Genomic DNA, 19,691 nt, shown 5'->3' with positions numbered 1-19,691 from the left:
GTCGCAGTCGGTGCCCTCACCGGCCACACCGAGCCAGTCAACGCGGTGGCAACGCTGGCGCTGCCCGACGGCCGGGTACTGCTCGCTTCCGCCGGGGATGATCGAGCGATCATCCTCTGGCAGGCGTTGGCCGGCACTGTCCTATGACGGTGACTCGCCCTCGATTCACCTTCGGCGACCTTCACCGAGGGGATCGGAGAGGGGCTCGTGAGGGTATCGACCNCTTGCTGGATCGATCCAAGGTCAGTCGGCAGCAACATCCATATCGGGGCTCGTAGAACGTTGACACATCGGTTGATCATGGATTTCTTTTGGCGCTGTGGNGGGTGCCGAGGAGCTGACAGGAGCGTACGTGCGTGTAGACGCAGGGCCGTGCAGAGCTCAGGGATGCGCTTGGCCTTCTCGATCGTCTGCTATTTGTCGGTGCCTGTGGTCTTGCTGAGAAGGTCGAGATCGCCGCGCGCGACATGGGGGTAATCAGGTTTCCGCCGCTGACGCNGCCAGGAACCTTCAGGGAAGATCGGCAAGTCGATGGCCACGTGATCCTCGAGGCCGGACTGGGTCAGTCTCGCCGCCCTCGACTCCTGGCTGCTCGGCGGGGAGGCCTGGAGCACAGTTCCGCGCGTTGAGGTGGACACCCGGCCTGGGACTGGCCTCCACGGCGACGAGATGGTCGCGCAGCGGTATCGACGAGTTCAAAGCCTCGGCCGCAGTTCGGGCGGAGCTGAGCAGGGAACGCAGCAGGGGCTCCGGCAACCTTCCTGCCTCCAGGCCCGAGGAGGTCAGCACGTCGACAAGTGCACTGCCCTGCTCACTGGTCAAGTCCGCCGCCCGCGTGTCTGGATGTCGGAGCACGTCGCGGGCGGCGTAGCCGTCTCCGGCTTTGATCACTTCGTCGNCCACCTGAGCGAGGACGCCGTTGGCTGCCGCCCGGTCGGTCGTCCTGGCGAGCGTGGCGACGGTGAGTCCGAGCTGGGCACGGAAGACCACATAGCCGGGCATCGGTTCCTGTCCGACGAAGTGCTCGATCATCTCGTCGATGTTCCGGCTGNCCGGAGTCCCGTCGGTGCACATCACGTTCAGGCAGGAGGCGACCTGGAGCTCCCATGGTTGTTCCGGGGTGNTGCCGGCCAGTGCCGTAATCGCCGCCGCTGGGCGTCCGTTCAGGCAGTGAGCCAGGATCTTCNCCTGCCGACCTTCCATGAGGTGTAGGCCGATCCCTCGGTGAGCGCGCGCATGGGCGACGGCGTCGTCCCACCGTCCGGCGAGAGCCAGTGCGCGGATTCCGTCCCCGACGAGATGCAGCCACACCCATTCGCGCAGCTTGTGATGGTCGTGTCGCGTGCCGGTGAGACCGGTCGACGGCAGGGCGTGGCCGTCGACGACCAGGTCGGTGTGAGACGTGACGGCCCGGTACATCGACGTCAGCAGCCGCAGCGCCCGGTCGTCGGCGCCGGCGCGGAAGTGGAGCCGGGCGAGGTTGAGGACGGGTTCGAGCATGTACCTGGTCTGGAGCACGGTGAGCGGACGGTCGGCGGAGCGGTAGATGTTGATGTGCTGCCAGCACAGGTCGCGGGCCAGAGTCGGCATGCCGCAGTCGCTCGCCACCAGCGCGGCTTTGTTCAGGGCGTGCGCCCCTTCGGCCAGCCCGTCCGCGCCTTCCTGCACCGCGCCCTGTGCGATGTCCGCGATCTCGTTGACGCGATCGGGGAGAGCGGGGCAGGCGGGCCGGGGACGGCCGACGAGGGGGAAGCGGCGGGAGGCGGCCAGCGTCGCGGGATTCATGGTCAGCTCCGGGGCAGGAGGGCTGTGGTCGCGGCGCGGGCGAGGATGCCCTGGCTGGCGGCGGACAGGCCGAACCGGTTCCAGTGAAAGATCAGCACATGGGTCATGATCGCCCGGACCCCACGGTCCAGGCCACCTCGCGCGGNGGCGTCGTCGAGCCGGCGGCCGGCGGTCTGGAACGCGGCAAGCCAGGGCGCGGCGTGCTCGACNGGCCCACCGGAGGTGAACAGTTCACTGGTGGACAGGTCAGGGATCGACAGGAGAGCGCGCACGTTCTGCGCCAGGCGTTCGATCCGGGCGGCGTCGGCCTCGGCTGGTGTAGGNCGCAGCCGGGCAACCCGGTCGAAGACGTCGCCGCACTCGAACACGTCGAGTCCTGNGGCGCGGAGGAGGCCGCCGAGCAGCAGGANCGACAGTTCGCGACGGCCGAGGCCGGGAGCATCATGGCGCACGTAGTCGAGCACGCCGCGGGAATNGGCGCAGAACAGGTCGTGGGCGACGTCCATCCCGGCCGTCCCGCCGAAAGCGGCGGTCTCAGGCTCGTACACCGTCGGCCACCAGCGTGCGACGACCCCGGTGTCGGTCAGCTCGTCGAGCACCCGATCGACGGCGCCGCGGTCCGCACCGGGCAGGCGCAGTCGCCAACAGGGATACTTGCGCAGGAANCACCATCCCTCGATCTCGCCGCCGNCCTGGAGTCGGTCCAGCCGCGGCCCGAGCCCGGTAGCACCGACCGCCTCGGCAGCCGACCAGTCGGGAAACTGGACACACACCTGGTAGCAGGCGTGCTCGGCGGATCGTTCCAGCGCTGCGAGCCCGGCGGCCTGGAAGACCTCGACGGCTTCGTNAAGGTCAATCGGGTCCAGAGCGCTGTTGGCCGCGGTGACCTCNAGATCGGCGCCCGCGAGCACCGCGAGGACACCGGCGGCGAGGCCGTACGGGGACGTGACGATCAGGTGATCAGCAGGCATGCGTCCCATCCCGTACGTGGCGGCCCGGTGTGNCGGGCGGTTTCCAGCGCCAGGGCCACCCCTGCGCTTCCGGTCAGCAACCCGCCCTTGTCGTCCTGATCCCCGAACGGACCTGCGTGCTGGGCCAGCCGGGCGGCCAGCGCGGGAAGCCGGCGGCCGAGGGCGGGGGTCTGCGCGTCGCGGGCGGCCCGGTAGGCGGTCTGGTAGATCCCGGCCATGCCGTGGCACAGGCCCGGCTCGGTGATCCGATCGAGCTGGATGTCGGTCAGGCTCGCGGCCAGGGCATCCTCTGCCGCTTCGACGCGTCGGGGGTCGCCAGTGGCGATCGCGGCGAGCTGCTGGGCGCGGGCGATGCCGGCCGTCCCGTAACACCACGACCCTCGGTCGGGACGGGGCTGGGCGGGACGGCCGGTCCCCAGCTCCTCCCGGGTGATCCACTGCGGCCACCACGGCCCGTCCGCGCCGTCTTGGCGCCATCGGTCGAACCAGCCGGTCAGAACGGCGATCGCCTCGGGTTGGCCGTCGACCAGGCAGCCGCGGGCGGCGGCGAGAGCGAGGAAGGCGAGCAGCCCGGCCGCGCCGTGCGCCATACCGAAGTTCGCGTGGCCGCCGGGAGTCGGCAGGATCTCATCCGGGTCGTGCGCGACCCACCATCCCGGCAGCTCGATGCTGTCCTGGCGGTGTGGCCTGGTCAGGCTGATCACGTACCGCAGGATCTCGGCGAGGACGTCGCTACCGGGACTACACCGCAACAGCAGCGCACCGATCCCCGTCAGCCCATAGAAGACGTCGAACTCGGCGAACGTGGCAGCCTCACCGCGCTCGATCCTGCCGGCCGCGGTCGCCAGACGCCGACGGGCCAGGGATAGCACGTGCTCGATCAGCGCCTCGGAGGCCGCGCGGTATCGCGGATGTTGATCGGAGACGGTGTGCAGCAGGAAGGCGAGGGCGGGCGCCCCGTAATACAGGCCGGTGTGCTCGGCGGCATCGACCGGCCCGGNCACCGCCCGCCGGATCGTCGTCCGAGCCGTCTCCCAGTCCCCGGAGCCGGCCAGGGCCCGCTCGACCTGCAGCAGCGCTGTCCCCACCGCGCCCCGGGCCAGGGATTGCCTGGTCGCCTCGGCAGCGGTGAGCGTCACCAGGCCGGTGCCCTCGGCGGGGTTCACCGGGCACCAGCCCGAGCANGGCGGCGCAGCGCGGCGGCGCGGGCGAGTCGGCCGGTCTCCCGCTCGTGCGTCGGATCGACGCCGATGGCGCGTACGTGGTGCTCGTGCAGCAGGGTGCGAAGCACGGCTGCCGGATCGCGCTGCTCGGCGAGGGCGCGATGGTAGGCGGTCAGCGCGGTGTCCCTGGCGGCCCAGGCCGCCGCGACCGCATCCCCGCCCGGCAGGGTGCGAATGGCTCGATATCGTCCGTCGGCCTCGGCCAGGCCAAGCGCGTGGTCGCGCAGCGTCCGGTCCAGCGGCCCGTGTTCCTGACGCAGGCAGGCGACGAGCGCCCGACATCCGGATTCCGGTTCGGGGGCGAAGGCAGCGGCCAGGTGCGCCATCGACGCCGCGGCCAGCGCCTGCGCGGGAACCCCGGAGGCCTGCGCCGTCGCGATCTGCGCGATGGCGGCTGCGGTGTCGGTGGCGAACACGCGCTCGGCCGCAGCGAGCGCCGGGCCGTCGCCGTAACGGGCGGGATGCTGCGGGTGGGAGGCGAGGGTGAGCTGGCAGGGGAGCCCGCGCGCTTCCAGCTCGGACGCGAAGGCGGCCACCTTCGCGGCGGCCGGTCCGTACTGTTCGGGGCTGCCCAGGTGCAGGAACACGGCGAGATGCTGATCGGACTCGGGAAGGATCAGGTTGCGGTGCCGACGCACCCACCAGAACCGGACCAGACCATCGAGGTCGTCGAGGAACCTGGGCAGGTGAGCGGTGAGGATCTCGTCGAACCGCGCGGGGTTGCCCACCACCTGCGCGTGCAGCACCGCGGAGTCACCTGGTCGAAGGACGGCGCCTGGCGCTGCGGTCGCTGGTAGCGGCCGGGCGGGCGAGGTGATCGCGGTCAGTGGGATCAGCAGCTCTGCCGGGCGCCCGATCCATCCCTCGCAGCCGGCCGGACCGGCTTCCTGTAGCTCGACTCGCCCGGCTCGCTCCGCCTGAGCCCGTAACAGGGCCCGGTCCAGCTCCTGATCGAGGTCGAGGGGCAGGCGCAGCTCACCGTGGCACAGCACGATCCGGGCCGGCACCCGCCACCGTTGTCGCCAGGAACCCAGAGCATCCTGCGCGCCGCCGCCGGCCGGAGGGCCGGGCAGGTCCGCGGCGGTGAGAATCCAGCGGGCGGCGGCCAGCACCGTACGCCGGTACCGGATACGCGGCACGTAGGGCAGGACGCGGGCCGCGCCAAGGTCGAACCCTCCGAACCGCGCGCTGCGCGCATCGGCGACCTCGGCGAGGAACCGGGCCAGCGGTGGGCTCTGCACAACCGTGTCCAGAGCATGGGGAACCCGNGGGATCACCCGCCGACCNGTGGAGCGCTGAACCAGGTACATCTGGTCGGCATCGGCCGTTACAGCCAGGTCGTCGACCTCGATCACCCTGACATCAGGGTGGGTGGATTCAGGATGCTCCGACAGCGAGACGACGTCCGGGAGCAGCGGCGCGACGCGCACCACGTTCTCGTTGTGCGGCCGACGTGGCGGGAAGGACATCTGCACCGCCACCGCCCCGTCCGGCGCTCCCGCCTCGGGTTCCGCGGTGAACGTGGCGGCCAGCCGGGCGCGGTCGGCGTCGTCGAGCAGGTGGGCGAACCGTCCGGCCATGCTGGTGGGGGCGCGCGGCGCGGCGGTGACGCGCAGCTGGAAATCGCCGCGGTCGATCGCCTCGGTCGAGACGGCGTGCACCTCGACCCCGAGTTCGATCCGCTGTGGCGGGACGATGTCGGCGTGCTCCCCGATGGTCAACGCCTCGATGTCTGCGTCGGTCAGCTCGATCTCCTCGGCCCCGTCCACGGTGGCCTGCTGGATCAACGCCAACAGGGCGGCGTCGCGCTCGGTCAGCATCCGCCAGGCGGGCCTGGCCCGGGGCGCACCGAGATAGCCGGTGGGATATCCGAGCCCGGAGTCGGCGACCATCTCCCGGACCGGCACCAGCGCGCCGGGACCGTAACGGGCGCGGAACCGGGCGTGGTAGTCCAGCCAGGCCGCCGAGCCGAACGGCTGCGTCGTCACCCGCAGCAGCACGCTGGCCGCGAGCGCAGCCTCGGTCAACACCCGCTCGGGGACAGCGATCCGCGCGTCGAGCCGCACGTCGGCGGCCAGCGCGTGCCNGGCGACGGGGACGAGCGCGGTCATCTGCCCGATGACCGCGTTCCGGATCTTCGCCGCCTGCTCCAGGTTGGAGGTGNTGTTGTGGCAAGCCAGCTGCGCGCTGATGTNGTCGAGTTCGTGCAGCAGCGCGCCGAGGTCGGCCAGGTCCTCTCCCCCGGCCGAACGTAACGCGCAGATCAGATAGGCCAAGGCGTCGACGGCCGTCATCGGTGGCCACAGGCTCGTGATCAGGAAGCCCCCGTCGACCAGACCGTCCAGCACCATGCGGATCTTGCCTGGGGAGGCGGACGGNAACCTGGTGGTCATCCGGGCGGCGAGGGCGTCGAGCCGGATCGGCGAGCCGGCCGCAGCCAGCGCGACCTGGACGGGCCGGGTGAGCCGTACCGACGACTCCCGCAGCGGCCCCGGAGATGATGCGCCCACCTCGGCCCGGCTGTGCACGATGACCCGGCCATCCCGCACGGTCCGGGTGTTGTCGGCCACCACCGTCAGCCGGGGGCGCAGCTCCGGGCGTCGTTCGAGCTGGTCGATCAGCGTCGTGACCCATTCCGCGTCCGCCCGCACCACCGCCCGGTGCCCCGCCCCCACCTCGGCCATCGCGGGGCCGAGGGCGGCGGCGCCGACCCCGGCGAACAGGCCGAACGGGGTCGCGCGCCGCTGCCACCGCAGCAGATAGGACGCCACCGAGACGATGGCGCGACGCATCTCCTTCGCCGTGTGGGGCCTGGCGCCCTCGTCGAGGAGCTGGTCGATACGCGCGGCGAGAGCCGTGCTGGCCAGCTGTAGCGCCTCGCGTACCTCCGGGCGCACCCAGATCTTCGCCAACCATGCCCGGCCTTCCTGCTCGACCGCGGCAGGGTCGGACAGGTTCAGCCAGGTCGGCAGCTCGAGGTCGCCGGGGTCCGTGGTCGCACGAACCAGGACGGCGCCGGTGTGCTGGAAGCGCAGGGACACGGTCATGGCGATCCCATCTCGTCGCACCGGACCGCAGCCGCCGCCGGCGCCGGCGCCCAGCGACTCAGGCGGCGGCGCGCCGCGTCAGGACGGGTCGTTGGACGCGGTGCTGCAGGCGCTGGTGCTGCAGCTGCTGCCGCAGCCATCGCTCGTGTCACACATCATGATCACGAGTCGCGTGGTGGACTCCACCACGCGCATGTCGAGCTCGAACTCCGCGTCGTCGATCGCGGAGTCCGTGGACTCGGGGCGATCGACCGCAAGCACTGGCGACATTGAGGCGACTCCTCACGTTGCTGGGGTTGGGGTGGTGCTTCCTGGCCTGCGGTGATGGTCAGCGGGCGGTCGGCCAGGAGATCGTGACCAGGCCNTGGGTCTTCTCCAACGCCGCCGTGCCCTCGCCGATCGGGGTGCGGTCGGCGCCGGTCGGCCAGTAGGCGAAGGTGGGGGCCGGGCCGCTTCGGGCCCAGCGGTCCCAGGCCTGGATCTGTTCGACCATGGCGGTGGCGGCGGTCTCGCCGCGTGCCCCATAGGCGCGCGCGCCGAACTCGACTCCGGCGCCTTCCAGGGCCGGGCGCACCGCCAGGTAGGCGAAGGAGTCATCGCGCACGACCCCGAAGGGGAACCAGCTCCGGCGTTCCGCGGCCAGATCAGTTCCCTCATCCACCGCCAGCTTGCAGAATCCGCGCAGGAAGCTGGCGAACCACAGGTGCAGGTCGGCGAACGAGACGCCATGCCTGATCGTGACCCCGGACCACCTCTCGTCGCGCTCGGTCGCCAGGACTCCGTCCAGCAGACTCATGTCCTGCGGCACGTCGCCGTCGAATCGCAGCTTGACGTTGCGGCCCTGCGCGTCGGGAAGCAGGAAGACCCGCTCGTCATGTGCGCCCGATCCCTGCATCGGGACGAACCCGCACACCTGCGCCGAGGTGCTCACCAGATGGTCACCCTCGCGGCGGAAGCCGATCGAGCGAGTGATTCCGTTCATCCGCAGCGGAACGACGATCCTGCCGTCCTCGGACAACTGCGCAAGCCAGGTCGGCGCGATGTNCCACGCTCCGACCGTCACAAGAATTGCGTCGACCCTCTCGTCGAGGTCGGGCACGCCGTCCTCGGCGTCGGCCCGCACAACCGTGACCCGGCCGCCGTACCCGGTCGCCTCCAGCAGAGCGCTGGCCCGGTCGGTCACCTCCGAGTCGATGTCCACGCTGACCACGCGGCCACTCGGACCGACGACCTCGGCCAGGAGAGCGGCATTGAAGCCACCGCCGCCGATCTCCAGCACGCTCATGCCGGGCCCGAGCCCGGCCTGCTCGATCATCTGGGCCTGGATGAACGGAGCGCTGACCGAGGAGATGATCACGCCGTCCTGGTCGCGTTTGACCGCCACCGAGTCGTCGGCGTTGTAGGAGACCTCCAGCGGCGTGCCCTCGGGGACGAACAGGTGCCGCGGCACCGTGCGGAAGGCCCGCTCGACGACGGGCGAGGTAATCACGCCGTCCGCGCGAAGCTTGTCNGTCAGGGCATTACGGATCTCCGTCGCCCGGTCGCGACCGGTGGACGTGTCAACCATCTGAGTCATCCAGCTGCTCTCTGCCAGTCGGTGGTGAGGATCGGCCAGTCGTGGTGCGGATCGCCTGCCTCCGTCGCCAGGGACAGCGACTATTCAATATTGGAGTGAATATCAGGCAGCATGCCACAGCCTGGCAGCCCGGGGAAGGAGGTTACGGCTGAAAGTCGCGGGCGATGGTGCCCAGCCGGGCCCGCGCCGACTCGCCGAACTCGGCGGCGTTCGCCATCACCTCGAACAGCTGCAGGTAGGTGGCGATGTCGCGGGGGTCGGTGACCGCGACGGTGGCGTGCTCCAGGCCGATGGTGACCAGGCGTTCGTCGAAGATCTCGTACCCGTGCAGCGGGATGTCGCCGGGACGGGCGGTCAGCGGGATCACGCCGATCCGGACGTTGCTCAGGGTCGACAGCGAGGCGATGTGAGCGGCCTGGGCGGCCATGACGTCGTCCGGGCAGAACCGCCAGCGCAGAGCCGCCTCGGTCAGGATGAAGGTGAACTGCTTGCCCGGCGCGTGCAGCGCCTGCTGACGCTGCTGGCGGGCGGCGACCGTCCGAGCCAGTTCCGCGCCGGTCAGCGCAAGCGTGAACACCCGCCGCATGTACTCGGCGGTCTGCAGCAGGCCGGAGATCCCGCCCGGGGTGAAGTACCGCAGGACGGTCGCGTCCGCCTCGACCTCGCCGATCTCGGCCTGCTTGCGGGCGGCGCCGCGATGCAGAATCGTCCGGTTGCTTTCCAGCGNGGCATGCAGGCGGGCGGCCAGGGCGAGCAGCGCGGAGCGTTCCTGCCCGTCGGCCCGGTAGAGGTCGAGCAGGATCTCGACATCGTGTTCGGACGGNAGCAGCCGGCCGTTCTCCAACTTCGAGATCTTGGGCTGGGACATGCCGGTGCTCGCCGCCGCCTGCACGCCCGTCAGCCCGGTCGCCCGACGGAGCTCACGCAGGCGGGCAGCGAGGGTCTCGCGGTCGGCGACGTAGCGTTCCGGGTCCATTCAGCCGCGGTTCCTCGGATCTGTGACCGTCACGCAGGCCAATCCTGCCAGTTCCGCCGCCAGTACTGCGGATGCCCGGCCCAGTAGGCGGGGAAGGGGACCGCCGCCGCCAAGGCCGCGTCCCGGAACGAGACGTGTGCGGCTGCGGCGATCGGATCGTCGAGGAGCTCACCGCCGACGAAGTTGCCCGCCGCGTCGTAGTGCATCCGCAGGACGAGCCGCTCGTCGAACATCCACCAGTCGTAGTCGGGCAGGGCCGGCGGGTCGGGAGTCTCCGCCAGGTCGAGCACGAAGGTGCGCTGCCCGGCCCGCTCGGTCGCCGGGTAGGACCACTCGCATTCCCAGCGCTCGTAGGCGCTCAGCGGACCCTGCAGCACCCNCACCTTGCGGAACCTCAGCCCGCCGGCGACCCGGTCATGGATCTCCGCCAGCCACGCCGTCGGCTCGCTGGCCTGGTCGTAAGGCTCACCAGCCAGGTAGGCGTGTAGCCGTNGCTGCTCGACCGTCGTGCTGTACGTGTGGTGGCCCTCCAGCCGGAACCACTCCGACCGCGCGTCGTTGAACAGCGGGTCGAGCTCGGACTCACTCAACACGCCCGAGCACCTCGGCTACCAGCTCGGCCGGGATCTCCACCACCGACTCGCCCGAGGGAAGCGCGCCGAGCTGCCCCAGCNCTTCCTCGTCGGTGACGTTCCAGCCCTGGACGATCACGGTGCCGCGATCGGTCCGGTACAGGGTGGGGCAGGTCTTGACGTCGTTGCAGGTGCCGCGGACACGGTCGATCTTCACAGGATCTCCTTCGGGAGCCGGGCCGACTCCAGAATCATGCACGACCAAAGTGAATATGCCAAGCGGCCCAGGTATAGACTGCGCCAGGCCGGGGTGGCTCTCGGTCGATCGGTCTACCTCGGCGAGGGGCCGGACCNCCCAGCCGACCGGGACCCGGGACTGGAGCAGAGCAACGTCGCCGCGCCGAGNACGGATACCGCAAAGAGCCGAAGGGATGGATACCGACGGCGAAGGAGGTCGCCTTTCGTTCTCACCACGGTGGCGCGGTCCCGCCGCCGCGGTCAGCCCGCTACAGGTTGAACTCCCGCTACAGGTTGAACTCGCCGTCGCGGGCACCAGCCAGGAAGGCGGCCCACTCGCTCGGGGTGAAGACGAGTACCGGGCCGTCGGGGTCCTTCGANTCACGGACGGCCACGACGTCCGCGACACGGGCGATCTCCACGCAGTTGGTCTGGGTGGCACTGTGGCTCGACTTNCGCCACTCGGCTCCGGAGAGGTCCACCGNGGCTCACCTCCGTTCGTAGCCGTCGGCCGCGGACGTCAGGAACTCCGCGGACCTGATGGGGTCGAGTGCTTGTCCTGCCAGCGTATCGGCGGCTTGTAGGAAGGGCCGGACGTCGGCGGGTTCGTCGACGAAGAGGCTGGATCGCAGGTGCTCGAGGTGGACGATGCTCNGCGCCTTGTCGAAGTCGAAGGCGACATAGGAGCCGTGNACGCCGAGGTGCGCGCCGACCCCGAACGGGATGACCTGCACGGTGATCGAGGGGCGACGACCGGCGGCGATGAGTTGGCGGAGTTGGCTGGCCATGACGTCCGCGCTGCTCACGGGCCTGCGGATCACCGCCTCGTCGAGGAGCACGTGCAGTTCGGGTGGGTCGGATCGGCTGAGCACGGTCTGTCGGCCGAGGNGGGTGACCACGCGGGCTTCGACCTCGTGCGCAGCGACCCCGCCGTCGACCATGACCGCACGGGCGTAGTCGGCCGTCTGAAGCAGGCCCGGAACCAGCAGCATCGAGACATCCACGATCCGCCTGGCCTGCGACTCGAATCCGATCAAAGCGGGGAGCTGGCTCGGTAGTCCGGGCAGGCCGGTCTCCCACCAGCCGGGGCGGTCAACTTCGCGGGCGAGGGACAGCAGCCGCTCGCGCTCTGGGCCCGTGACCTTGTAGACGACGAGAAGCGCGGCCACATCCTCGGCGCTGATGCCCCGCAGGNCGTTCTCCAGTCGGCTCAGGGTGCTCGGGGACCAGCCAAGCTGCGCGGCGACGGAGCGGCTGGTGAGTCCATGACCTGCCCGCAGGTCCCGCAACTCGGCGCCGAGGCCACGAGCACGCGCGGACGGTGGTCGCCGGGGCATCACCACTCCCCTTTCGATCATGATCTCGGTCAGATCGGACGCTACACGGGCCAGGCCCGCGGGACCTTTTCGACCCTTGCGCGCCGTTGCAGCAACGTTCATAGTTGCTGCAACATCCGCATCGTAGCGAGTCGATCGCCTCATGGGGTCGCGCGCGGCACCGGAGGCATCCGGTCGGGAAGGGACGGGGTGAAGATCCTTGGAGACGAACTCATCCACCACCTGGAGAGCCGGCGAGGTCAGCCAGTCCCCGCCACCAGATCCTGCGGCCGCCGGGTTGCCGCGTGTTCACCAGCGTTGCGTGTACGTCCGAGTGCTGTGGGACGACCAGCAGGGTTCCGCTGCGGACCTCGGCCGGGCTGCCGCATGACGCCGACCGGGTCCGCGCACATCCGCCTCTTCCATTTTCCGGTGTCCGACACGGNCGCTCGGGCCGCCCGCAGCCGTGCCCGAGAGACGATTGAGAGCTGGCACATCGACCCCGAGACCACGGACAATGCGGTCCTGCTCGTCTCCGAGTTGATCACCAATGCGGTCAGAGCGTCGACGACCGTCGCCGCGTCGCTCGACCCGTCAGAGGTGCCGAGGCAGGAGAGGGCCATGGCGTCCGTCTCGCTGCGGATCAGCAGGATGGGCTCACGGCTCCTCCTCGAGGTCTGGGACCGCGACGTCCGCCCTCCGGCGTTGCAGGATCAGACGCCTACCGCCGAAAGCGGCCGTGGGCTGTTTCTGGTCGACGCGTTGAGCGCACAGTGGTCCTGGTACCGGCCCGTGACCGGTGGAAAGGTCGTCTGGGTCGAGCTGCGGACCGCGCCTTCCCCAACACCCCACGAACAGTTCGTGCAGGCGGACCCCGGGCCGCCGGAATCACTGGCGAGGCGCACGCGGACCGCTGTGCCGGACGCGCCGTTTCCAGTGACCNTCATCGACGATCCGATGCTGCTGAGACGGGCCGTCGAGGGACTACGCAAACTCGATGATCGGCAACGTGTCCATGTCGGCGGTCTGCCGATCAGACCGAACCGTCGTGACGATCCCGGATGCGATCATGAAGGGCTCGGTGTCTCGGNGATCTCCTCGTCAGGTTCGAGGCGGGCGGTGCCACTCGGATGAGCACGCCACGACCGCGGCTGCGAATGACCGCGCATGCCTTACTGATCGACTCGTCGGGGCGGGTGCTGCTCATCCGCACCGAGACGGGGACGTGGGCGTTGCCGTCGACTGTCCTGACATTCGAGGTGCAGCCCTATCGGCAAACCGTCGCGTTTGTTCGCCAGGTCCTCGGGATCGAGGTGGCCGAGCGCGACCTTCTCCTCGCCCACATCAGCGCCCACCGGTCCGTCACTGGTCTGGCCGGTCTCGGCCTCGTCATCAGCGTCGGACACTGGATCGGCCAGCCTGTGCCCACCCGCGCCAGCGTCACTGACACACCGACCCGGCAGCCGACCAGGCAATGGTGCTCGCCGGGACAGCCACCGGCGCCGCTGGCCGCCTGGGACGCGGCCGTCCTCCCCGCGCTGCTGACCAACACCCCCTATGCCGAGATCGGTTGGAACCCCTGTCCGACTCCGGACTCTGCCCGAGCCCCCTCATGAAGCCGATGAACGCCCTCACGGACCGAGTCGGTCCTGCAGGTGCCTGGCCAGCGGAACCCTGGACGACAGGAGCACGGGTATGACGGCCGACGACCAGTCACTGGGCCGCCCCGGCCTCATCGCACCGACGACGCCNGCCCGGATCGTGGTCGGGCAGGACCTCGCGGGAATGTTGGAGGCGTTCGTCTCCCGGCTGGCACCCCGCCTCTTCGCCCTCGTCGAGATCACCCCCGAGCGACGTAAAGATCCGGTCGTCGCCTGGGGACTCCAGTTCGACGACCAGGTCCACGTCGTTTCCTGCGACGGGCAACTCCGCGGGTCGTTCTCCTCCCCTGACCGCGCCCTGTGGCTGTTCTCCTACCGGGGAACGGAAGTTCGCCTGGTGTGGTGCACCCCGGCCGACCGCCGTCATCACCACCCGCCACGGCGACGCACCATCCGACGTTCCCGCTGACCGTGTCCGGGATGGCCCCCGAGCTGTTGACCAGCACAAGGAACATTCTGGGGACCATCGCCCGGACGAGACGACCGGAACCGCCTCGCCAGCCTCGACCTGCTCGGCAACCACCGGGACCGGCCCCGGCCGGACACCCGGACGTGGGTCGCGCTACGCGGTACTCCGGCCGCGGATGCGATCAAGCGCGTTGAGGGCCGTCTCGTCGGCGGTCGGCAGGGTNTGCAGGTAGCGCTGGGTGGTGGCGATCGAGCCGTGGCCGAGGCGCTCCTTCACGACTTGGAGGTCCGCTCCGCCGGCGAGGAGCCAGGAAGCGTGCGCGTGCCGGAGATCGTGAACGCGGACGCGTCGGCCGATCCCGGCCGCCTCGACCGCCGGATGCCAGACCTGCTTGCGGAACCAGTCGCCGGGGATGTGACCGTCGGTGTCGCGGCGGCGCCGCTTGCGTGGGTTGTCCTTGCCTGCTGCCCGTCGCTTCGCTCGATAGGCCGCGTATGCACCCTTGCAGGGCTGNCATCGGCAGGGGGCCATCGAATACGCGGTGATCGTGCCGTGCCGGTACTGCCTGCCCTTCGCGTTCGGCTCGGTCAGGGCAGGCTCGTCCGGCTCCGTCGGCAGCCCGATCTGGACCGCGGGCAGGTCCTGGTCCGGCATGGGGAACAGCAGGTCGTCTGTTCCGAGTCCCGTCGACTGGATGTACGTCTGGAGCTTGTCGACCACCTGCCGGCTGATCTTGAAGCGGCGGTACTTCTTGTTCTTCGGGTACTCCTGCACGAGGAACCGGCCGCCGGTCGGGTGANCCTTCGGGCTCAGCTCCACCACGGCCCGGCTAACGGTGACGATTCCGGTGGTGAGGTTGAGGTCCCGGGGACGCAGCTCCGTCAGCTCGCCCCAGCGCATCCCACTCTCGATGTCGACCTCGACGAGGAGTTGGAGGACCGCGTCGCTCAGCTTTCCGTAGATCAGGTCGAACTGCTCGGGAGTGATGATCTGTAGCGGCTTCTTCGGAACTTCGGGGATCTTCACGCCACGGCATGCGTGCAGGAACGTCATCTGATCGTTCAGCGCGGTGGTGAAGATCGCGCTGAGAATCGTCATGTTCTTGTCGATCACGTTCGGGCCAAGACCCCGGTTGCTCTGGTCGGTCACCCACTCGCGGACGTCCGCCGGCATAATCTCGGCCATCCGCATCCCGGTGAACCAGGGCAGGATGTGCGCGTCGAGGTTGTACCGGTAGGTCTCGCGGGTGCGCGNCTCCATCACATGGTTGGGAAACCAGGTCTCCTGGACGTACTCACCGAACGTCCGCCGGCCACGCCGCGGGTCGCCGACCCGGCCCTCGCGCTGCTTGACCTCCGCCTGCTGCCAGGCCCGGTCCGCGTCCCGCTTCCCGGTGAACGTCCCTGCCGACCGCACCCGGCCACGCAGATCCAGGTAGCACGCCGTGTACCGAGGCTTGCCGTCCTTACCAATCCGCTTCTTCGCGTAGCCCATCCCGACCACCGTCCCACTGATCATCCGTCCGTGATTTGTCCGTGGACGCGGACGAACCCGCCGGTAACATCCGACAGGAGGCGACACGAAAAGTACCGTCTGACCAGCAGTTTATGGCTTGCCCGAGATCGATTGAACAGGCGTACTTGGACGCAAATGCTCCCTCGCACGGAGGAGGCCAGGGGTTCGAGTCCCCTCACCTCCACCCCGCAGCGTGACGAACCGCCTGACCTGCAGAAACAGGTTGGTTCGCACGTTGTGGACGTGCTCGTGCCCGCCGAAACTGCAGGTCGGCGGGCCGGGNAGGTGGTTCGAGTCTCCTTTGGCTCTGGAGCAGTCGAGTCCTGTCGGTAGCCACCGCTGCTGGGACTGGGTCAGCATGCGGTCGTTCGCGGCCTTTGATCCGGGCTGGAGACCGCCGGAGCCGGACACACCACCCGCGCCCCGCGTCTCCCTCGTCCACGAAGGCCGGTACCAGCAGGCGCTGGCCGACTACGCCGCCAGGTCGACGAATGGCACCGGCGTGCCGGTGGCACGGCTTCCGATCCGGTGACCGTCGAGCGGGCCAGGCTCGTCACGTGCCCGAAGTGCGGCGCCCCCGCATCAAGCCCGTGCACGGACGCTGCGAAGCCCCGGAAGGCGAATCTATCCGTGCTCGCGTTGCAACGTTCGCAAGAACATCAAGCTTGTCCCTCGCCATGCGAACCAGCGGCCGTGGCCAAGCAGCACAACAAGCCGGCTGCCACGCCTCTGTCTGGACAGGGTGTGGCAGCCGGCTTGACGACCATCCACCGTGCGGCTCGTCAGCCGCCCAAGGACGTAGACAGCGTGGTCAACACCTGCTTCTCGGTCGCGGGGTCAGGGTNGGATGCCCGCAGTGCGCTCAGGACGTCGTCGATCCGACCGTCGAGGAACGTCCAGGCATTGCCGTCCATGGGCTTGAGCTTGGACTGATCGTCGTCCCAGGCCGTCTCGAGATCCTTGATCCGAGCCGTGGCACCGCTCTGGTCGCCCGAGTCCAACCTGGTGAGCGTGTCGTCGACGATCGTCTTGAAGCTGGCGACGTCGGCCTTTGGGAAGTTGGCGACTGCCTGAGCGGGCGTGAGCTGGATGTTGTTGGAGGCCGATCCGCCGCCCTCCTCCGCGGCGAGCGGNGACGTGTGCGGGATCTGCGAGGTGTGGTGGAGCAGGAGCCCGGCCGCGACCGCAGCCACGACGTAGAGGCCGAGGGCGAGTGGCTCTCGGCTGGGACCTGAGCCGTGGACGCGGGTGTCCGGGGCCTCCGACTCGGGGATGACGTCCGCCTTCGACCAGGTGAGGTAGAGGACGGTGGCCCCGATGGCGACAAGGAAGATCACACTGGTGAGAGCGGTGCCGAGGCCCAGTCCCTGCTCGGACTTCGGGGTCGCGAACCAGTCGCCGATGTTGGCGCCCAGCGGCCGGGTGAGGATATAGGCCAACCAGAAGGCGAGCACCGGCTGCCCGCCGAGCCGCCAGGCGACGACGACGGTGGCGATGAGGGCGGCCGGGAGCAGGACCGACTTGCCAGGGCCCCAGCCGCTGAGCTCGAGGGTCCAGTCGCCGGCCGCCGTACCGAGTGCGAAGGTCACCAGGACCGCGAGCCAGTAGAACGCCTCGCGGGGCGTCGAGGCGATGCTGTGGATCGACAGGGTGCGCTCGCGCGCGTACCAGATGCCGAAGACGATCGCCAGGAGGACAGCGAAGACCGTGGTGCTCACCTTCAGCGGAACGCCCCGGCTATCCGTGAGGATGTCGGTGTAGAGCGTGCCGGTGATACTCACGACCACGACGGTGAGCCAGTAGGCCAACGGCACGTATCGGCGGAGTCGCATCTGCACGTAGAGCACCGCGGCCAGGACGGCGGTGAAGATGAGCGCCGTGTTGGTGAGGCCGACGCCGAGCGTCGTGTTGATCCAGTCGGCGAAGCTCTCGCCGACGGTCGTACAAAGGATCTTGATTACCCAGAACCAGATCGTGATCTCGGGAACCTTGTTCAGCATCTCGCGCGCCCGGGAGGATGGTGGGCCCAGGGGCAGTTCGGTAGTCATGTCCGGCAGCATCGCGAAGGGATCCTGCAATCAACCTGTGCGAATGTCGGNCCGGGTTCGTGGGTCAGGGTGGCGATGACGGCACTCGCAGCCGCAGGCGTGGCCGCCAGGCTCGCCGATGAGTTCGAGGTGCCCGCGTTTTTCTCGGCCAGGCATCGGCTGATCGCAAGGCGCTGCTGCTGGACGGCCCGCGACGCTGGCGACGAGGCAAGAACCCTCCCACCTCATCGTGAGGGCCCGGCTCGGCCGCTGGCAGCGGCCGGGGAGGTCCCTCATGGGCGGACCTCCCGAGCTGGGTGAGCTAGTGTGCTGGGAGAAGTGGAAGGAACATCTCGGCGAGGACGTCCCGGACGTCGCCGCGGGCCTGCAACCATCCTGAACAAACCTCCGTCCGAGATGCGGCTCCCGCTGGCCGATGACCCCATCAGACGATCAGTGCGTGCGCTCCGGGGCTGCGGCTACTGGGCTCACGCCACGGACAGATCGTGAGCCCGACGTTCAGCTACGCAGGTCTCGCGTGTGGGGCTCTCTACCGGGCCGAGGCTCGCACCCTGTACCGACCTTCAGCCCGCCCGACGCCNCCGTAGCGCGGCACATCTCCGCCTGGCNCTCGCCGTCAAGGTTGCGTGCAGGTTCTGCTTGTCACCATGCGGGGACATGAAGGGTCGCGCAGTACTGACGGAGGAAGCGATGATCGCGATCGGGGTATGCGAGGACCAGGAATCCATCCGGACCATCCTTGTCCGGGGGCTGCGCCAGGCTGGCTACGAGGTGGTCGTCGCCCATGATGGCCGTGAGGCGCTCCGCCAGTTCAGTCCGGACAACAACATCAGCGTGATCATAATGGACATCGGCCTGCCGGACGCTGACGGCCGAGATGTCGTCCAGGCGCTTAAGTCAGCCGGGCAGCACGCTCCCGTCCTCTTCCTGACTGCGCTCGATGCGACGCACGACCATCTTGCTGGTTTCGCCGCTGGCGCGGACGACTACGTCACCAAGCCGTTCGACCTCAAGGTGCTTCTGGCACGCCTCGAGGTTCTGGCGCGCCGTGGACCTGCCGGCGGCATCAGCGCCGACGGGCTTGTTCTCGACCCAATCACGCACTCGGCCCGGACCGCGGCGGGACAAGTGCGCCTCAGCCCCACGGAGTTTCGCATGCTGGCGGCGATCATCGCTCGGCCGCACGAGGTGGTGCGCAGAAGGAGCGTCATCGCCGCGGCATGGCCCGACGGAGCGATCATCAGCGACAATACCGTCGACTCCTTCATCCACCGCCTGCGGACCAAACTCGAGTCGATCGACTCACCGACTGGAATCGAGACGGTTCGAGCAGTCGGATTCACGATGACGCGGATGGATGGCTAGGCGAACGGTGGCGAACTGGGCTTCACGGGTTGTGACCTGGTGGCGGGAGTGGCGCGACCGACTCAGTCTGCGGGCACANCTCGTCACGATCANGGCNGTCCTCGCCAGCGCCATCGCCGCCGGTCTGGTGATCGTCGTCCAGATCTCCCTCGCAGGCGCCGCGAGCAGCACCACGGAGCGGATACTGAACGATCACGCCAGGGCCCTGGTGACCGGCATCAGTGCGGCATCGCCCGACGGCGTCCTGAACGTGCCGCGGTCCCAGCTCGACCCGGGCGTCGCGGTCTACGACAAGTCGGGGTCACAGGTCGCCGGAACCGTTCCGCCCTCGATGCAGGAGGAGTTCAAAGGACTGTCCGTAGCTACCAAAAAGCGCATTGTCGAAGGCGGTGACCGCTTCGCCATCATGGCCCTGCCATTCATGACCTCTCCGAAGCTACAGGGGGTGGTGATCATCACCGAGCCCTTAGCTCCATACGAGCGGAACGAACAGGTAGCGATGGTGGTCTCTATCATCGCTGGTGCGCTGCTCGTCCTCATGNCCGCCGGCTCGGCGGCGTGGATCAGCAAGCGGGTGCTGAGCCCGGTGGCGCAGATGGCGCGTACAGCCGACGAGTGGAGCGAGCACGACCTCGAGCGCCGGTTTGCACTCGGAGCCCCGACCAACGAGATCCGAGCTCTCGGCAACACCCTAGACGGGCTGCTGGACAAGGCGGTCACTGTCATCAGGGCCGAGCAGCGTCTCACTTCGGAGCTCGCCCACGAGCTTCGGACGCCGTTGACCACCATCCACGGAGCCGCGTACCTGCTTGCGCTGCGAACCGATCTGGACGACCAAGCGCGCGAGGACGTCGCGCTCATCAAGAACTCCAGCGCGTCGATGTCCAACACGATCAGTGTGCTGCTGGACCTTGCGCGCCGCCACAGCCAGGCGCTTCACAGCGACCGTACGCAGCTAGACGACCTGGCGGTCGAGCTCGAGGGCCTGNC

Annotated in this window: 11 protein-coding genes and 22 pseudogenes; 5 read left to right on the top strand and 28 right to left on the bottom strand. The window is 69.2% G+C overall.

Annotation, left to right across the window (positions count from 1 at the left end):
• Positions 1-1,787: 1,787 nt before the first annotated feature.
• The 24 genes and pseudogenes from UK94_RS70320 to UK94_RS70195 form a co-directional block, all read right to left on the bottom strand.
• Positions 1,788-1,930, bottom strand: a pseudogene (locus UK94_RS70320) (lantibiotic dehydratase C-terminal domain-containing protein); the annotation flags it as partial.
• A 1-nt stretch (position 1,931) separates the two neighbouring features.
• A pseudogene (locus UK94_RS70315) lies at positions 1,932-1,994 on the bottom strand (hypothetical protein); the annotation flags it as partial.
• Between the two features lies 1 nt (position 1,995).
• Positions 1,996-2,108, bottom strand: a pseudogene (locus UK94_RS70310) (hypothetical protein); the annotation flags it as partial.
• A 1-nt stretch (position 2,109) separates the two neighbouring features.
• A pseudogene (locus UK94_RS70305) lies at positions 2,110-2,164 on the bottom strand (hypothetical protein); the annotation flags it as partial.
• Between the two features lie 31 nt (positions 2,165-2,195).
• Positions 2,196-2,260, bottom strand: a pseudogene (locus UK94_RS70295) (hypothetical protein); the annotation flags it as partial.
• Position 2,261: 1 nt separating this feature from the next.
• Positions 2,262-2,450: pseudogene (locus UK94_RS70290) on the bottom strand (thiopeptide-type bacteriocin biosynthesis protein); the annotation flags it as partial.
• A gap of 26 nt (positions 2,451-2,476) precedes the next feature.
• On the bottom strand, positions 2,477-2,558 hold an 82-nt coding region (locus UK94_RS70280), incomplete at its 3' end, for a hypothetical protein (RefSeq protein WP_235490617.1).
• Between the two features lie 231 nt (positions 2,559-2,789).
• Positions 2,790-3,756: pseudogene (locus UK94_RS29775) on the bottom strand (lanthionine synthetase C family protein); the annotation flags it as partial.
• A 1-nt stretch (position 3,757) separates the two neighbouring features.
• A partial coding sequence (locus UK94_RS70275) for a hypothetical protein (protein ID WP_235490614.1) occupies positions 3,758-3,844 on the bottom strand: 87 nt, incomplete at its 3' end.
• 97 nt (positions 3,845-3,941) lie between these two features.
• A pseudogene (locus tag UK94_RS70270) lies at positions 3,942-5,247 on the bottom strand (thiopeptide-type bacteriocin biosynthesis protein); the annotation flags it as partial.
• A gap of 19 nt (positions 5,248-5,266) precedes the next feature.
• Positions 5,267-6,065 (bottom strand): annotated as a pseudogene (locus UK94_RS70260) (lantibiotic dehydratase family protein); the annotation flags it as partial.
• A gap of 1 nt (position 6,066) precedes the next feature.
• Positions 6,067-6,142 (bottom strand): annotated as a pseudogene (locus UK94_RS70255) (hypothetical protein); the annotation flags it as partial.
• Positions 6,143-6,174: 32 nt separating this feature from the next.
• Positions 6,175-6,357: pseudogene (locus UK94_RS70245) on the bottom strand (lantibiotic dehydratase); the annotation flags it as partial.
• Between the two features lies 1 nt (position 6,358).
• Positions 6,359-7,026, bottom strand: a 668-nt coding sequence (locus tag UK94_RS70240; protein ID WP_235490605.1) for a lantibiotic dehydratase, incomplete at its 3' end; no start/stop codon positions are given.
• Positions 7,027-7,104: 78 nt separating this feature from the next.
• On the bottom strand, positions 7,105-7,296 hold the full coding sequence (locus UK94_RS29765) for an FxLD family lanthipeptide (RefSeq protein ID WP_011607392.1): 192 nt from the start codon (positions 7,294-7,296) through the stop codon (positions 7,105-7,107).
• A 95-nt stretch (positions 7,297-7,391) separates the two neighbouring features.
• Positions 7,392-8,070 (bottom strand): annotated as a pseudogene (locus UK94_RS70235) (methyltransferase, FxLD system); the annotation flags it as partial.
• Between the two features lies 1 nt (position 8,071).
• Positions 8,072-8,536: pseudogene (locus tag UK94_RS70230) on the bottom strand (methyltransferase domain-containing protein); the annotation flags it as partial.
• A gap of 1 nt (position 8,537) precedes the next feature.
• The coding region (locus UK94_RS75445) for a hypothetical protein (RefSeq protein WP_268761715.1) at positions 8,538-8,593 on the bottom strand (56 nt) is incomplete at its 3' end.
• Between the two features lie 2,081 nt (positions 8,594-10,674).
• A pseudogene (locus UK94_RS70225) lies at positions 10,675-10,767 on the bottom strand (DUF397 domain-containing protein); the annotation flags it as partial.
• Position 10,768: 1 nt separating this feature from the next.
• A pseudogene (locus UK94_RS70220) lies at positions 10,769-10,842 on the bottom strand (DUF397 domain-containing protein); the annotation flags it as partial.
• A gap of 33 nt (positions 10,843-10,875) precedes the next feature.
• Positions 10,876-11,041: pseudogene (locus UK94_RS70215) on the bottom strand (Scr1 family TA system antitoxin-like transcriptional regulator); the annotation flags it as partial.
• Positions 11,042-11,080: 39 nt separating this feature from the next.
• Positions 11,081-11,275 (bottom strand): annotated as a pseudogene (locus UK94_RS70205) (Scr1 family TA system antitoxin-like transcriptional regulator); the annotation flags it as partial.
• A gap of 1 nt (position 11,276) precedes the next feature.
• Positions 11,277-11,581: pseudogene (locus tag UK94_RS70200) on the bottom strand (Scr1 family TA system antitoxin-like transcriptional regulator); the annotation flags it as partial.
• Between the two features lies 1 nt (position 11,582).
• Positions 11,583-11,724: helix-turn-helix transcriptional regulator (locus UK94_RS70195; protein ID WP_235490612.1), on the bottom strand; the 142-nt coding region annotated here is incomplete at its 3' end.
• 1,070 nt (positions 11,725-12,794) lie between these two features.
• Between UK94_RS70195 and UK94_RS29725 the strand changes: the two genes are divergently transcribed.
• Both UK94_RS29725 and UK94_RS33235 read left to right on the top strand, forming a co-directional pair.
• Positions 12,795-13,319, top strand: a 525-nt coding sequence (locus tag UK94_RS29725) for a hypothetical protein (RefSeq protein ID WP_235490602.1), incomplete at its 5' end; no start/stop codon positions are given.
• A gap of 136 nt (positions 13,320-13,455) precedes the next feature.
• Positions 13,456-13,773, top strand: a 318-nt coding sequence (locus tag UK94_RS33235; protein ID WP_235490599.1) for a hypothetical protein, incomplete at its 5' end; no start/stop codon positions are given.
• Between the two features lie 223 nt (positions 13,774-13,996).
• Here UK94_RS33235 and UK94_RS70190 read toward each other — a convergent pair.
• The 3 genes and pseudogenes from UK94_RS70190 to UK94_RS70180 form a co-directional block, all read right to left on the bottom strand.
• Positions 13,997-14,187, bottom strand: a 191-nt coding sequence (locus UK94_RS70190; RefSeq protein ID WP_268761714.1) for a tyrosine-type recombinase/integrase, incomplete at its 3' end; no start/stop codon positions are given.
• Between the two features lie 386 nt (positions 14,188-14,573).
• Positions 14,574-15,026 (bottom strand): annotated as a pseudogene (locus UK94_RS70185) (site-specific integrase); the annotation flags it as partial.
• Between the two features lies 1 nt (position 15,027).
• Positions 15,028-15,291 (bottom strand): annotated as a pseudogene (locus tag UK94_RS70180) (site-specific integrase); the annotation flags it as partial.
• A 280-nt stretch (positions 15,292-15,571) separates the two neighbouring features.
• On the opposite strand from UK94_RS70180, the pseudogene UK94_RS70175 reads away from it, so the two are divergent.
• Positions 15,572-15,820: pseudogene (locus tag UK94_RS70175) on the top strand (hypothetical protein); the annotation flags it as partial.
• A gap of 602 nt (positions 15,821-16,422) precedes the next feature.
• On the opposite strand, the gene UK94_RS29710 reads toward UK94_RS70175, so the two are convergent.
• The coding region (locus UK94_RS29710) for a hypothetical protein (protein ID WP_235490607.1) at positions 16,423-17,288 on the bottom strand (866 nt) is incomplete at its 3' end.
• Positions 17,289-17,945: 657 nt separating this feature from the next.
• Here UK94_RS29710 and UK94_RS29705 point away from each other — a divergent pair.
• A partial coding sequence (locus UK94_RS29705) for a response regulator transcription factor (protein WP_235490597.1) occupies positions 17,946-18,701 on the top strand: 756 nt, incomplete at its 5' end.
• 562 nt (positions 18,702-19,263) lie between these two features.
• Positions 19,264-19,689, top strand: a pseudogene (locus tag UK94_RS70170) (histidine kinase dimerization/phospho-acceptor domain-containing protein); the annotation flags it as partial.
• Between the last annotated feature and the right edge of the window lie 2 nt (positions 19,690-19,691).

Source organism: Frankia sp. AvcI1, from assembly GCF_001420875.1.
Classification (GTDB): Bacteria; Actinomycetota; Actinomycetes; order Frankiales; family Frankiaceae; genus Frankia; species Frankia alni.
The sequence above is the reverse complement of the archived record's forward strand: the minus strand, read 5'-3'. Positions and strand labels throughout refer to the sequence as shown.